The 14,269-nt window shown below is 66.5% G+C and carries 11 protein-coding genes; 5 read left to right on the top strand and 6 right to left on the bottom strand.

Translation table 11 applies throughout. The features are described 5' to 3' along the window. Nucleotides 1–256 precede the first annotated feature (256 nt). Together ACFVJ5_RS14370 and ACFVJ5_RS14365 are read left to right on the top strand one after the other, a co-directional pair. Nucleotides 257–580 (top strand): WXG100 family type VII secretion target, encoded by a 324-nt coding sequence (locus ACFVJ5_RS14370; protein ID WP_379220362.1) that lies wholly within the window; start codon nt 257–259, stop codon nt 578–580. Nucleotides 581–614: 34 nt separating this feature from the next. Further along, nucleotides 615–917: a WXG100 family type VII secretion target gene (locus ACFVJ5_RS14365; protein WP_379220361.1), complete on the top strand. Its 303-nt coding sequence runs from the start codon at nt 615–617 to the stop codon at nt 915–917. Nucleotides 918–1,039: 122 nt separating this feature from the next. Here ACFVJ5_RS14365 and ACFVJ5_RS14360 read toward each other — a convergent pair whose 3' ends face one another. The 4 genes from ACFVJ5_RS14360 to eccCa form a co-directional block, all read right to left on the bottom strand. Then, entirely contained in the window at nt 1,040–1,885 is an 846-nt protein-coding gene (locus tag ACFVJ5_RS14360; RefSeq protein ID WP_379220360.1) for a hypothetical protein, read from the bottom strand. Nucleotides 1,886–1,982: 97 nt separating this feature from the next. Beyond that, nucleotides 1,983–2,546 carry a hypothetical protein gene (locus tag ACFVJ5_RS14355; RefSeq protein WP_379220359.1) on the bottom strand — a complete coding sequence of 188 codons (564 nt, stop codon included), beginning with the start codon at nt 2,544–2,546 and terminating at the stop codon, nt 1,983–1,985. Then, nucleotides 2,543–3,973, bottom strand: coding sequence for a type VII secretion-associated protein (locus ACFVJ5_RS14350; RefSeq protein ID WP_379220358.1), 1,431 nt, complete (start codon nt 3,971–3,973; stop codon nt 2,543–2,545). Before ACFVJ5_RS14350 ends, ACFVJ5_RS14355 begins: the two co-directional genes overlap by 4 nt. Then, nucleotides 3,970–8,007 (bottom strand): type VII secretion protein EccCa, encoded by a 4,038-nt coding sequence (gene eccCa / locus ACFVJ5_RS14345; RefSeq protein ID WP_379220357.1) that lies wholly within the window; start codon nt 8,005–8,007, stop codon nt 3,970–3,972. The genes ACFVJ5_RS14350 and eccCa overlap by 4 nt, the downstream gene beginning before the upstream one ends. Before the next feature lie 188 nt (nt 8,008–8,195). Between eccCa and eccD the strand changes: the two genes are divergently transcribed. Together eccD and mycP are read left to right on the top strand one after the other, a co-directional pair. Continuing rightward, entirely contained in the window at nt 8,196–9,662 is a 1,467-nt protein-coding gene (gene eccD / locus ACFVJ5_RS14340; RefSeq protein WP_379220356.1) for a type VII secretion integral membrane protein EccD, read from the top strand. Next, on the top strand, nt 9,659–11,077 hold the full coding sequence (gene mycP / locus ACFVJ5_RS14335; protein ID WP_379220355.1) for a type VII secretion-associated serine protease mycosin: 1,419 nt from the start codon (nt 9,659–9,661) through the stop codon (nt 11,075–11,077). The genes eccD and mycP overlap by 4 nt, the downstream gene beginning before the upstream one ends. Before the next feature lie 620 nt (nt 11,078–11,697). On the opposite strand, the gene ACFVJ5_RS14330 is transcribed toward mycP, so the two are convergent. Beyond that, nucleotides 11,698–11,850: a hypothetical protein gene (locus tag ACFVJ5_RS14330; protein ID WP_379220354.1), complete on the bottom strand. Its 153-nt coding sequence runs from the start codon at nt 11,848–11,850 to the stop codon at nt 11,698–11,700. Nucleotides 11,851–11,916: 66 nt separating this feature from the next. On the opposite strand from ACFVJ5_RS14330, the gene ACFVJ5_RS14325 reads away from it, so the two are divergent. Beyond that, a complete protein-coding gene (locus tag ACFVJ5_RS14325; RefSeq protein ID WP_379220353.1) occupies nt 11,917–12,684 on the top strand; it encodes a potassium channel family protein in 768 nt (255 codons plus the stop codon). On the opposite strand, the gene eccB is transcribed toward ACFVJ5_RS14325, so the two are convergent. Further along, on the bottom strand, nt 12,681–14,159 hold the full coding sequence (eccB, locus tag ACFVJ5_RS14320; RefSeq protein WP_379220352.1) for a type VII secretion protein EccB: 1,479 nt from the start codon (nt 14,157–14,159) through the stop codon (nt 12,681–12,683). The genes ACFVJ5_RS14325 and eccB overlap by 4 nt on opposite strands. Nucleotides 14,160–14,269: the final 110 nt, after the last annotated feature.

The raw sequence follows: 14,269 nt of genomic DNA, 5'->3' as shown, positions 1-14,269 counted from the left end.
GGCCTTGTGACTCGGGCTGTGGCAGGGGAAGGAGGGGGAAAGATTCGCGGACATGTAGGCCTCGTGTCGCCAGGGCGACGGCGGAGCCGTGAATCCGCAGGTACAGCAGGGTGGACATCGACGTCATCCCGGGGGCCGAAAAAAATCTCGGAAGATGTGGGAACCGATCCACCTTGGCTCGCGTCCAATCATATGAACGGGTCGACCGGAGCAGTTGCTCCCGACTCCCAGCACAGCAAATCGGAAGGAAGACACCATGGCGGGTCAGCTCAGTGCCAGTGCAACCGAAATTGACAATTTCGTGAAGACCTCCGAGTCCAAGCACCAGGATCTGGTTACCGCGATCCAGGCGCTGAAGACGCTGGAGGACCAGACCACCGCAACATGGAGTGGTGGCGCCCGCGCGGCGTTCGACTCCTTCATGGAGCGCTACTACTTCCAGGCCGACAAGCTCAATGACAAGCTGCTCGAGACCTGTGAGAACCTGCGCAACGCCGGGAAGAAGTACGACGAGCAGGACCACGACTTCGCCTCACAGGTGAAGGCCCAGGTCAGCTCGCTCGACCTGCCCGCCCTCTGATCCGACCCCACCCACACTGAGTAAGGAGCCATCGATGGCAGGCAACGACGTCACGCGGATTTCCGCTAACTTCGGCGAGGTCGAGGCCGGTGCGCAGCGCATCGTCCAGGATGCCCGTGGCATCATGACCCAGCTGGAAGACTTCCACAAGCAGGTCACCGACTTCGTCACCAACAACTGGGCTGGTGACGCGAACGATGCGTTCACTCAGCTGCAGGCGCAGTGGAACACCCACGTGCAGCAGCTCAACACCACCCTCGAAGGCGCGGGCACGCTGGTCCAGACCGGCAACTCGGACCTCAAGGGCACCGACACCGCTCTCGCGGGTCTGTTCTGATCCCAGCACCATATAAATCAGGCCCCGGCTCACAGCCGGGGCCTGATTTGTTTCAGGACCACCGCACTCCCCGAATGGCCGCACTCAGACGAGGAGTGGGGTGCATACCTGAGCGAGCTGACCTAGAACCCAGCGCGCTCGAGGTATTTCAAGGCGGCGTCTTTGTCCTTGAACCCTGACATCGACGTGTACAGCTTCGTCGCCGTGTTGAAGGTTTCCACGGTGGCCCCACCACCCGGGATCGTGTCATCGATGCGGAACTTCTTCTCGCCCTTGTCCATCAGCCATTCCGGGTGCTGACTACTCCACTGCCGGAGCAGTTTGTCCGGGTTGGTGTCGATCCAGGCGATCGGGTAGCGGTCGATGTCGACGGCTGTTCTGAGCAGGCCTACCGTCAGGCTGTTCTTGGCCGGGACGGTGAAAACCACTCGCACCGCGTACGGGTCGTTGCCGATCGGGGCCTTCTCGGTGATGTTGTTGACGGCGACGACTTCGCGTAGGGGCGCCGGCAACGCTTCGAGAACGATCTTGGCGTCAGCCGAAACAGGTTGCGGGGCAGCCTTGGTCGTCGTTGGTGCGGCCTTGGAGGTGCTCTTCGCGGAGGTGGGCGCCGAAGGTGCCTCTTGGACCGACGAGGGGGGCGCTGCGACCGTTCCCGCTTCGTCGTCGCCTCCGCCGACAACAGCGACAACCCCGACCACCAGCACACCGATGACAACAACGGCGCCGCCGACCAACACGAGGGGCGATTTCCACCACGGGTTCTGTTGCGGTGGTTGGGGCCATCCCTGCTGCGGTGGTTGGCCCCAACCTTGTTGCGGGTGGGGCTGACCACCCTGCTGCGGATGCGGCTGCGAGCCGAACTGCGGCGGCTGCATCGGCGGATATGGTTGCTGACCGGCATACTGCTGCGGCGCACCCTGACCGGGTACCCAACCCGGACCCTGCTGCGGCGGTGGATAAGTCATGGTTTCCCCTCCCGATTCACAGGCCGCGCGCGATACACAGGCGACCCGCTGCGAGCGTACTTGCGCACGCCGTCGAACCCGAATCGAAGGCAATCCGCTACTGCCCGCTGCTGATCCGCACACCACTCAGGATCGTGTCCAGGTCTGAGTGGTAGCGGGGGACGTTGGCGATGGGGGTTTGGGTGGCTATTTGGATGGGGTAGAACTTGTCGCCCATCGGGTAGGCGAACTCCAGGTAGTCGTGGTGGGAGTTGGCGGTGGTTCCGGTGGTGAGGTGGGCGGGGTTGCCGCAGATCTGTACCTCTTCGGAACGTGTTCGGTGCCAGTCGGATTCGTGGAGGCGCAGGATCTGGAGGGTGTTGGTCGCGGCGTCGGCGGTCTTCGCGGGGCTGAAGGTGGCGACGGTGACCGTGGCCATGCCGAAGGGCGGATTGGCGCCTTCGATGGTTTCGAAGCGGTGCAGGACGAGACCGCCCCCTTCGACCGGCTGGGTCGACCAGCCCCGGGGTTGTGGGGCATGGATGGTGTAGCCGGCCGGGTTGGCCGTGGTGGCCGACGGTAGGTCGGCAGGGCACGAGGGCGCGTTCGAGGTCGACAGGTCGGCCGGGGCGCATGCCAGCGTGCAGGACGCCAGAAGTGCGGCGAAGAGGATGCGGCTCACGGCCCGACGTGGACGCCTCCGACGACCTGTTCACAGGCGGACATCACACCGGCCCAACCATTTTCGGCGTACTGGCAGCCGATGCTGACCTGAACTCCGCGCTCGACGAGGACCTGCCAGCGAACTGTTGACCCGTCGGCGGGACGCTCTTCGTAGGACAGTCCGGGACGGCCGGCGAAGACCACATCTCGGCGCACGGGGGTGACGGTGCCCGCGGGCTTTTTGGCGATTTGGGCGCTGAGGTCGGCGGCGACCTCGTCGTAGCCCGCACCGGGGGTGACCGGTTTCTGGGTGATGGTGATGCGGTGACGGGCGGCGTCGTCGGGGACGAGGTCGGCGCGGGCGTCGGTGGCCGTGGTGCGGTGCCAGCCCGCGGGGATCTCTACGACGACTCGGCCGACCGTCTCGGTGGTGGGTTTCGGCTTCGGCTTCGCCGACGTGGGCTGGGGCGCTGCGCTCGTCACCACGGGGGCCGAGGTGGTCGCGACGGCGGCGGTGGCCTGTTGGTCACCGGATCCGAACAGGAAGAAGCCACCGATCGCTGCCGCGGCGACAACAGCGGCGAGAGCCGCGGCGCCGATGTAGAGCGGGCGGCGGTCGACCGGGTTGGTCGCCGCGGCGCGTTCGCGCAGGGGCTGCATCCACTCGGCCGCCGGGGGAATGTTCGGCGTGTAGGCGGGGGTCTTCTGAGTGGGCCGCGCCAAGTCTGTTCCGGTCAGCGGGCTGACGGGAACACCTGCACCGCACACACTTTCGACTGCGGCGGTGACCGCGGCCAGTACCGCCGGATCGGTGGCGCCGAACACCTGGACGACGTCGGCGGGACGATCGGCGAGCAGGCGGCCGAGAAGGGCCGTGAGATGGCCGAAGCCTTCCTCGTCGGCGAGTTCCGAGGCCGCCAGGTTCGGTTCGACCTCGACCGCCTCGACATGGGTGCCGTAGGTGTCGTAGGTGACCGACGACGCCGAGGTCGACAGCATGCCGAACTCGATGATCGCGGTGCGGCGGCTACGACTGGCGGTGACATCGACGGCCGATGCCCGCAGGGCACAGGCCTCGAACACGACCTCGTGGGTGAATTGCTGTGTCGCGGTGCCGAACAGGTCGAGTTCGGGTTGCCCCCACGAGGTGGGGTGCACGACCACGATCCGCTCACACAGCGGCGTTACCCGCAGGGTGTCCATGATCGCCGCGAGCAGCGCGGACAGGGCCTGGCCCACCGTCGGCATCCGAGGCGGCAACGCGAGCACACCGCCGGCCAGGTACTGCACCACCGACACCGCCTGCGTGGGCGGGGTCAGCGGCTCACCGACGACGAGATCGGAACCGTTGCTGCCCAACACAACCGACGGCGCGACATCCCAGTGGGTGGTGGCGCCACGCGCCCACACTTTGGCTTCGCTGACAACGAGCTCGACGACGGTCATTCCGGTTGCGGCATCCAGGCGGTCTGGACCAGGCCCTCGGTATTACGCGTGACGAAGGTGCCACGCCCGGCGGGCTTGGGGCCGGGACGCGTGGTACCGACCATGACGCCTTCGTCTTTGCTGCAGCTCATCACCAGTGCGGCCGAACCGAGGTCCTTCATCCGCGCCAGCGTCGCCTCGTACATGGCGCGGCTGGCGCCACCGGAGCGGCGAGCGATGATCAGGTGGAAGCCGAGGTCGCGGGCGTGCGGCAGATGCTCCACGAGCGCCGAGACCGGGTTGCCCGACGAGGTGGCCACCAAGTCGTAGTCGTCGACGAGCACATACAGCTCGGGACCGGTCCACCACGAACGCTCACGCAACTGCTGTGGCGTCACCTCGGGACCGGGGGTCCGCTTGGCGACATACGCCGCGAGGTCGGTCATGTTCTGGGTGAATTGCGGTGCGGTGGAACCGTATCCGGCCTGGTAGCCCTCGGGGATGATGCCCAGCATCGAGCGGCGGTAGTCGCCGACGATGAACCGCGCCTCGTTGGGGGTGTTCGACGCGGCGATGCCCTCGATGATCGAGCGCAACAGCGTGGTCTTACCGGACTCGGAGTCGCCGATGATGATGAAGTGCGGGCTTTCCGCGAAGTCGATGTAGACCGGGGCGAGCTCGGCCTCGTTGATACCGATCGGGATGCGCAGGCACTTGGTCGCCGGGTCGACGCGCGAGGGCCAGTTGCCCGCCAGGTACAGCAGCTGTTCGCGGGGCAGCTGATCGGGCAGCATGCGGACCTGTGGTGCGGGTCGGCCCGGCGTCATCCGGGCGATCGTCTCGACCGCGGCCGACACCGCTTGGCCCAGGTTGGACGGATCGGAGGAACCGTCGATCCGCGGCAGCGCGGTGAGCATGTGCAGGCACTCGGCGGTCATACCGCGACCGGGGCGACCCTGCGGAACCAGCGACGCGAACTTGCGGCCGAGGTCGGAGTCCATCGGATCGCCGAGGCGCAGCTCGATGCGGGTGCCGATCTGGTCCTTGAGCGCGGGGCGGGCTTCCGCCCAGCGGGCGAGTGCGATCACCACGTGCACGCCATACGAAAGACCCTGCACCGCAAGGTTCATGATGACCTGCTCGAGCGCGTCGAAGTCCTGGCGGATCGAGCCGTAGCCATCGATGACCAGGAACACGTCACCGAACGGATCCTCGTGCGCGCCCTGGGCGGCCGGGCTCGAAGCCGGGTCCATCGAGCGCAGGCGACGGAACTCGACCATCGACTCGATGCCGAGCTGCCGGAACTTCGCCTCACGCGTGCGAACGATCGTGGTCATCTCGGCGACGGTGCGCCGGACCTGGTCCTCGTCGAGGCGGCTTGCCACCGAACCGACGTGCGGCAGACCCTGCAGGCTGGTCAGCGTGCCACCACCGAAGTCGAGGCAGTAGAACTGCACCTGCTCGGCGGTGTGGGTCAACGCCATCGCCATGATCATCGATCGCAGGGCGGTCGACTTGCCCGATTGCGGACCACCGACGATCGCGACGTTGCCTCGTGAACCCGACAGGTCGACGACGAACGGGTCGCGACGCTGGTCGTAGGGGCGGTCGACGATGCCCATCGGGGCACGCAGGGTGGCGATCGCGGCGTACTCGCCGGTGAGGATCGAGCGCGGCACGAGCTGATCCATGGTCGGCGCCTCTTCGAGCGGCGGCAGCCAGATCTCGTGGGCGGGACGGCCGTGGCCCGAGATGCGCGAGACCAGCATGTTCAGGTTCGACATCTGCTCGTTCTCGTCGCCGATCGGCTCCGGCTCGAACTCGGCCTCCACCGGCAGCGGAACCCGGTCGGCGGCACGGAAACCGACGTGGGTCGCGGCGAAAGGACGGGCGTGGACGTCGATCTCGCCGCCGACGATGCCGGCACTGGTGACCTCACGCGCCGATCCACCACCGACATACGGGCCCGACACGTACGAGGCCTGGAAGCGCTGGATCTCGCCCGAGTCGGACTTCAGGTAACCGCCACCGGGGGTGCTCGGCAGGTTGTAGGCGTCGGGGACGCCGAGGACCTGACGGGACTCGTTGGCGGAGAAGGTCTTCAGGCCGATGCGGTAGGACAGGTGCGATTCCAGGCCCTTGAGCTTGCCTTCTTCCAGACGCTGCGAGGCGAGCAGGAGGTGGACCTGCAGCGAGCGGCCGAGGCGGCCGATCATCACGAACAGTTCCGCGAAGTCGGGGTGCTGGGTGAGCAGTTCGGAGAACTCGTCGAGCACGACGAACAGCGCGGGCAGCGGGTCGAGGTCGGCGCCCGCCGCGCGAGCCTTCTCGTACTCGGAGACGTTGGCGAAGTTGCCCGCCTGCCGCAGGACTTCCTGGCGGCGGTTCATCTCGCCCGCCAGCGCGTCCTTCATACGGTCGACGAGGTCGGCTTCGTCCTCGAGGTTGGTGATGACCGCGGCGACGTGCGGAACGCCGTCGAGGCCGAGGAACGTCGCACCACCCTTGAAGTCGACGAGGACCAGGTTGAGCTGGTCGGGCGAATGGGTGGCGAGCAGGCTGAGCACCAGGGTGCGCAGGAATTCCGACTTGCCGGAACCGGTCGCGCCGATGCACAGGCCGTGCGGGCCCATGCCGTTCTCGGCGGCTTCCTTGATGTCGAGTTCCACCGGGGCACCGTCGGCGCCGATGCCGAACGGCACGCGCAGACGTTCGCGGCCGTAGCGGGGACGCCAGGCGCCGGCCGGGTTGAAGTTGCCGATATCGCCCAGGCTCATCAGCTGCGACCAGGTGGAGATCGTCTCGGTCTCGTCGGTCTCGACATCGCTGCTGCGCTGGGTCGCGGCACGGTAGGGCGCGAGCCTGCGGGCGAGCTGCTGGGCCTGCTCGGCGCTGACCCGGTCGATGGTGGCGAAGCGTTCCTGGTTGCCGGTGGCGCCGCGGCCGAGGCACTCGCCGTCTTCGACGACCATCTTGATGCCACGCGAAACGGCAAGGCGCGGTGCGTAATTGCACAGGTCGATGATGGTGACGCCCTCGTACCCGGACTCACGCAGCTGGTCGTCCTCGGCTTCGAGCAGACCGCCGTCGACGACGATCACCACGTGCACCATGTTCGGGTTGTTCGGCTGGTTACGCGAGTACCGGACCCGGTTGCCGAGCAGCGGATGCAGGCCGCTCATCGCCTCGCGAATGGAGCCGTAGAACATGCGCTGGGTGCCGATGCCGTCCTGGGAATCGGGGTGCTGGGTGTGCGGGAGCCACTTGGTCCACTCCCACTCGCGGGCGGTGTCCGGGCCACAGACCACGGCGACGAGCACCTGGTCGGGCGCCTGGAACATGCACAGCTGCAACAACATCGCGCGCGTCATGTCGCGCGCCTGGGCGCGGTCGCCATCGAGGGCGACGGTGCCGAAGCCCTTCACCGCGATGGCGGTGGGCAGGTCGGGAACCGTGGAATGCGCGCGCACGAAACGGCGCAGCGACACCGCGGCGATGGGCTCGAGCTCTTCGACGGGTCCGGTTTCGGGGGCTACCAGCCTGGTCGCCAGGCGCTGGCCGCCGAGGCCGATGCGCGCGTGGCAGAAGTCCTTGTCGCCGGAGCGGCGCTCCCACATCCGGCTGGTGCCCGCGAGCATCCAGATCAGGCCGGGCTCGGGGTGGCTCCACTCGACGGCGGCGCGCTGCTGCTTGGCGGTCTCGTCGACATCTTTACGGACCTGATCGAGGTAGCGCAGGTAGTCCTTGCGGTCCTCGTTGGCTTCCGCGGCCTTGGCGCCCTTGCCACCACCCTGGCCGAACATGGTGACCATCGACATGATCATCATCATCGGGAACATCATCGACATCGGGTTGGACAGCATGCCGCTGCCCTGGGTGAACATCAGCGCCATCATGCCGACCATGCCGACCACCATCACGACGGGCATCAGCTTCATCAGCAGGCTGCCCGGGGTGATCCGCGGGATCTCCGGCGGCGGCTGCAACGTGACTTCGCCACCCGGTGTACGCGGCATCTCGCGCCGGGCACGGCGCTGGAACCTGACGGTGCTCATGGTCGAAGACTCCCCCTGCTTGACTACTCGCTCATCTGTCGTCGCGAACGGGCTCAGTGTAGAGCTCGCGGCCGACATGTCGTATGGTTCGTCAGGCATTCTGCTGTCCGAACGGTGGGTTCCGCAAACTGTCGACCGTTAAGAGCGGTCGAGCGGAAACACGAGGTAGAGACGGAACTGGGGGAGTTTTGACGCACGCGCGACTCGATCATGTGGAAGAGGACTCCGCACGCGGCATAGTGCGCGCGCCGGACCTTGCCCGAGTAACCATCCTGGCCAAGCACACGCAGGTAGACATGGCTATTCCGGTGGATGTGCCGGTCGCCCTCGTCATCCCCAGCGTGGTCGACATGGTCGCGCAGCACAGCCGCTCGAATGATTTCGACAACGACGGCGAACGCTACGAACCCGCCGAATGGGTGCTCGCCCGCATCGGCCACCCCCCGTTCTCGAACTCGCTGAGCCTCGGCGAACAAGGCGTCCGCGACGGCGAACTGCTCATGCTGGAGAGCGCCTCGCACGCGGCGCCGACGCCCCTGTTCGACGACATCATGTACAACGTCGCGGTCGCCGACGCCGAGCACTACCGCAGCTGGACGCCGAAGACCGCCCGCGTCACCGGTTCGGTGCTCGCCGCGCTCACCATGCTGGTCGGCTGCTTCGGCCTGCTGGCCGCGCCGGATGCGTTGCCGTTCTGGGTTTCCGGGTCGCTCGCGCTGTTCGTCGCGATCCTCTGCGTGGTGGCGGGCACGGTGCTGAGCCGCATGTACCGCGATGCCTCGGCCGCACTCGTGCTGGCCGGCTGCGCGCTGCCGACCGCGTTCACCGGCGGCATGCTGCTGGTCCCCGATCACTACGGCGCGGCACACCTGCTGCTCGGATTCGCGCTGCTGGGTTCGATCGCGGTGCTCGCTTGGCGGGTCACCGGCATCGGCCTCGCGCTGTTCATCGGCGCGGCGACCGTCTCGGTGTTCGGTGTGCCCGCCGCCCTGGTGGGGCTGCTCACCGAGCAGCCGGCCAAGGCGATCGGCGCGGCTGTCGCGGCGCTCGGTTTGGCGGGACTCTCACTCGCGCCGCGTGTTTCGATGCTGCTGGCCAAGCTGCCGTTGCCGCCGGTCCCCTCCCCCGGCACCCCGATCGATCCGACCGAGGACGACCCGGACGACCACCGCGCCCTGCCGACCCTCGACGCCCTGCGTGCGCGGTCGGAGCGGGCCCGCAACTACCTCGCCGGTCTGGTCAGCGCGACCACACTGGTCACCGTCGCCGGCGCGCTGATGGCGACCGACGCCGGCGCCGAAGATCCCTACTGGCCCGGTATCTCGCTCGCGCTGGTGTGCGCGGTGGTGCTGATGTTCCGCAGCCGCACCTACGCGGGCGCCGAACAAGCCATCGTGTTGATCGCGGGTGGCTCGGGGATCGTGCTGATCATGCTGGTCGGCGTGGCGCTCGAAATGCGCCAGCCCCTGGTCGTTTTCGGTGCCGCGCTGGTGATTCTGATCTCGGCGCTGGTGATGGGCCTGATCGTGCCGAACCAGTCCGCGACACCGCCGATGCGCCGGGCCGTCGAGCTGCTCGAGTACGCGTTCGTCGCCGCGGTGCTGCCGCTGGTGTTCTGGGTCGCCGATCTCTACTCGCTGGTTCGCGGGCTGTGAGGCTCGGCTTTCGACTGACGGCCGTTGCTCTGGTTGTCGGTCTGAACGCCGGATTCGGTCTCTACGGCACAGCGCACGCGGACCGGCCGCCGGCGATCGACCCCGGAATGTTGCCCGCGGGAGATCCCGCCGCGCCGCCGGACAAGACCGAGCGCGGCAGCGGTACCAACGGACTGTGCTTCCGCACCCAGGCGAGTACCGCGACGGCGGTGATTCCTCCCAGCCAGCGCTCCCTCGATCTGGAGCGGGCGTGGGAATTCTCGCGTGGCGCAGGACAACTCGTCGCGGTGATCGACACCGGCGTGGAGCCCCACCCCCGCCTGCCCGATCTGTGGGCGGGCGGTGACTACGTAGCCGCAGGCGGCAACGGCACCGAGGACTGCGACGTACACGGCACCGTTGTGGCCGGAATCATCGGCGCCACCAAGATCGACAACCAGGGCTTCTCCGGTGTCGCGCCCGAGGCCCGCATCCTCAGCATCCGCCAGACCAGCTCGCTCTATCAGTCCGAGGGCGCGGGCCGGAACAAAGGGCCCGACGACTTCCCCGAGGGCTACGGCAAGGTCTCCTCGCTCGCGAGCGCGATCCGGCGGGCAGCCGACTTCGGCGCCCGAGTGATCAATATTTCACTGGTCTCGTGCCTGCCGAGTTCCCCGGCGAACGAGTCGGCGTTCCGCGCCCTCGGTGCGGCAGTGCAATACGCGGCGGTCGAGAAGGATGCGGTGATCATCAGCGCGGCGGGTAACACCGATAACAATTGCAAGTCAGGCAATCCCGGCACCGACCCGCTCAAGCCGGCACAGGATCTCTGGAGCACGATCCGCACATACGTAAATCCTGCCTGGTACGACGATTACGTGCTGTCGGTCGGCGCGATCGGCGCCAACGGCGCACCATCTTCGTTCTCCGTGCCCGGTCCGTGGGTCGGCATTGCCGCACCCGGCGAAGGCATTACCTCGCTCGATGCCAGGACCACCGGCATCTCCGACGGTAAATACGACAACCAGGGCAAGTACATGGCTTACAGCGGAACGAGTTTCGCCTCGCCCTATGTCGCCGGTGTCGCCGCGCTGGTGCGTGACAGGTTCCCCGATCTGACCGCCAAACAGGTCATCCAGCGGCTCCAGGCGACGGCCCACGCACCGGCCGAAGGCTGGAATCCGTACATCGGTTACGGCGCGGTCGATCCCGTCGCTGCGCTGACGAACGAAGTGCCAAAAGAACTTCCGCCGAAGCAAGCGAGCCCGGCCCGCAGCCAGCAGCTCGCGGTGCCCGCACCGCCGCCACCCGCGGACAACACCGCGCGCAACGTGGCCCTGATCGGTTCCGGCGCCATCGGCCTCATCCTGGTCCTGGGCGTACTGGCGTCATTCCCGATCCGGCGCAAGTTCGGGATGTCGGCCGACGATCTCTGATCACCTTGCCCGAAGCACCAGGCATGGCACTCCATCACCGATCCTGTAACACCCCATGTTGTAGATCGGGTGTGCCACTGTCGACGAGCAGCCCGGGATTCGCGCTGAGCAGACCTCGCATATGCCCACAAGGTCCGCTCCGCCCTAACACGAAAATGACTCGGAGCTTATCGGTTACATACAACCGATAAGCTCCGAGTCAGTTCACAGAACTACCAAGTATTCATACTCCATTTTCCATTACCCGCGTACTCACAGTTGTAGATCGGGTCAGTGGAGGCTTTGCGAGCTGGTTTCGCCATCTGACATGCTTCTTCGGACGGATACAACACACTAGTGGGGTCGGCGACCGCAATCCCCGAGTTTGCAACGCTAATCCCCCCAGCCGCGACGGCTACTGCCACAAGCGCCACTCGGGCACGCATCTTGAAGTTCATTCTCTCCCCTGCCTTCCGGTTACTGACGAGGCATATACCCCCATCAGATATGTTCACCAATGCCAGCTCTCAACCGCCTGATCGCTTTCGCCGGCATGTGAGTCTCGTTGGCTTACATACTGATTGGACGCGGCCCGAATGACTCCGGTTCCATATCGACCCAAACGAATCATATGAACCAGATCACAACTGTCCGGCTGCCGCCGATTCGTACACCTGCGGTTCGTCGGCACACCATCGCGAGCCCAACCCCGCGAGCTCCTCCTGCCAGCGCCACCCCGTCGGAGGTGTGTACGGCGCGATCGGCCGCACGTGCGGGATTCCTCCGACGTTCACTGACCGACGATACCGAAGATCAGGGTACGGTCTCTTGGTCTGAGCACCGTCGACCCAGGTAGCCGCATGAATTCGTCAACGACCGACCGTCCACTCACCCGCCGACAGCGGTGGGAGCGCGCGACCAATCTGCCGTTGATGGTGCTCGCGGTGGTGTTCGTCATCATGTACGCGTGGCGGGTGCTCGACACCGATGTGTCTCCGCGGCTAGACACCAGCCTCGTGCTGGCCGATATCGCGATCTGGGCGGTGTTCTTCGTCGATTTCGTGGCCAGGTTGTGGCTCTCGGGCGACCGGTTGCGCTTCGTCCGCAAGCATCCACTCGACCTGCTGGTCGTGCTCGTGCCGCCGTTTCGCCCGCTGCGCCTGCTGCGTGCTTCGCTGCTGTTGCTCGACGCCCTCAACCGCGCGACGCACCCGCGCACCCGCCTGGTGACCTTCGTGGCCACCAGTTCCCTGCTGATCCTGTTGCTGTCGAGTCTGGCCTTCTTCGACGCCGAATACGGCGCACCCGACTCCAAGATCGAGACCTTCGGTGACGCGCTGTGGTGGTCGGCGGTCTCGGTGACGACGGTCGGCTACGGCGACGTCTACCCGGTGACCACCGAGGGCCGACTGGTCTCGCTGGTCCTGATGACGTTGGGCATCGGCCTGATCTCCTTCGCCATCGGCACCATGACCAGCTGGGTCGTCGAACAACTCAAGACCGTCGACGACGCCGCCGACCGCGCCGAGAGCATGCTCCGCGAACTGGTCGACGAGGTCAAAGCCCTACGGACCGAGGTCGCCGAACTCCGCTCCGATTCCGCGAAGCCGGCTACCCCACTCGACTAATTCACCGTGGCGACAGGCTTTTTGGCGGGCGACGGATCCGGCGAGACACCGTCGTGCGCGACCATCGCCTCTTCCCGACCCATCGTCGGCCCACCCGCGAGCAGGCCGATGATCGGCCACGGCGCCGGTTCGGCCTTGACTTCCTCCAGGCCGAGCGCCTTGACCGCGTCGGCGTTCTTGACGCCGAACCGGACGCCGGTATCGGCGATGTAGAACAGGCTGTCCTTGCGGCGGCTGTTCGGTTCGATGCCGGTGGACTGCACGTAGGCGCCCGACGCCGGCGGGATGAAGACGGTGTCGGCGTTGGGGCCCGCGCCGTCGGCCTGCGCGAGGTCGACCATCTTCGCCTTGTCCGGGATCGGCAGGTCGATGCCGGTGAGCAACGTCAGTTCGGCGCGCGCGGTCGCGTCGGTGTTGTCGGTGGCGCCCGCGATCGGCTTCCACGACATGCAACTGACCGGCTGGTCCTTGGCGGTGATCAGCGTCGGCCGGTCGCGCGGGTAGTCCTGCACCTTCAACGTCTGCACGATCGTGGCGTAGGTGCGATCGGTCGACTGAATGGTCGTGCCGTTCATCATCGTCGGATAGAAGTTGCGGATGATCTGGGCGGTCAGCGCCGAAATCTCCTGCAGTCCGTTCTGGAGCACCACGTAGTTCTGGTTCGGCTCGTTGAACACCTGGACCACGTCACCGATCTTGTGGCCGCTCACGTTGTAAGTCGGTGTGCCGCCGGGGTTGTCGATGACCGGCGTGATCAGCGGCAGCACTTCGGGAATCGCGTTGAGCAGACCCTCGCTGATCGGGCGCGGAGTCACGCCGGTGATGCCGAGTGCGTGGGTGACGGCCGGATCGTCCATCTTCACGCGGGCGCGCTTGCCGTCGTAGACCAGGTAAACGGCGTCCTTGCCCTTCACGAGCATGGCCTTGCCCGCATCCACCTTCGATGCCTTGGCGCCGAGATTCGGGTCACCGGCCAGCACCGACGTGGTCAGATCCGCTGTGCCGTCGGACTTCAGCTGATCGCACACCGTCCAGGTGCGGCCCTTGCCGCCCTTGTCGTAGAGGATCGACGACGGGGCGCCCGGAATGCCGATCAGCTGACCGCGCGGCTTCTTCCCGAGCTCGGACTCCTTGACGATCGCCGCCTTGGACGCCTCACCGGCCGCCAACCGGGCCGAGGCCAGGTTCAGCGCGGGATGCACCACATTGTCGACGACCACGTAGACGCCGCCGGATTCCTTGGCGATCAGGATCTTGCTGTCGCCGATCTTGTCCTGCGGGCGCAGCAGTGCGAGCACGCCACAACCTGCGAGGACCACGATGCCGAGCACCAGTCCGACCACATAGGCACGGGTCTGCGCGCGCATCGGGTCGTGCAGCATGCGCACATCCCGGCGCACCAGGGCGTGCTCCATTCGCCGCACCAGGAAGCGGTATCCGCTGACCTGCCAGCGCGTTGTGGGTTTTGAAGGCATGGTTCCTCCCCCGAACAGTGCTCTCGTCCGGGCAACACAGTACAGTTCCCGGCAGCAGTTGTTCGCATTCGGCCATCGGCCGATCGACAAATGGGTACCTGGGGGAGGAA

The sequence above is a fragment of the Nocardia sp. NPDC127606 genome (assembly GCF_042671725.1).
GTDB lineage: Bacteria > Actinomycetota > Actinomycetes > Mycobacteriales > Mycobacteriaceae > Nocardia.
This window is presented reverse-complemented; position numbering and strand designations above follow the sequence as displayed.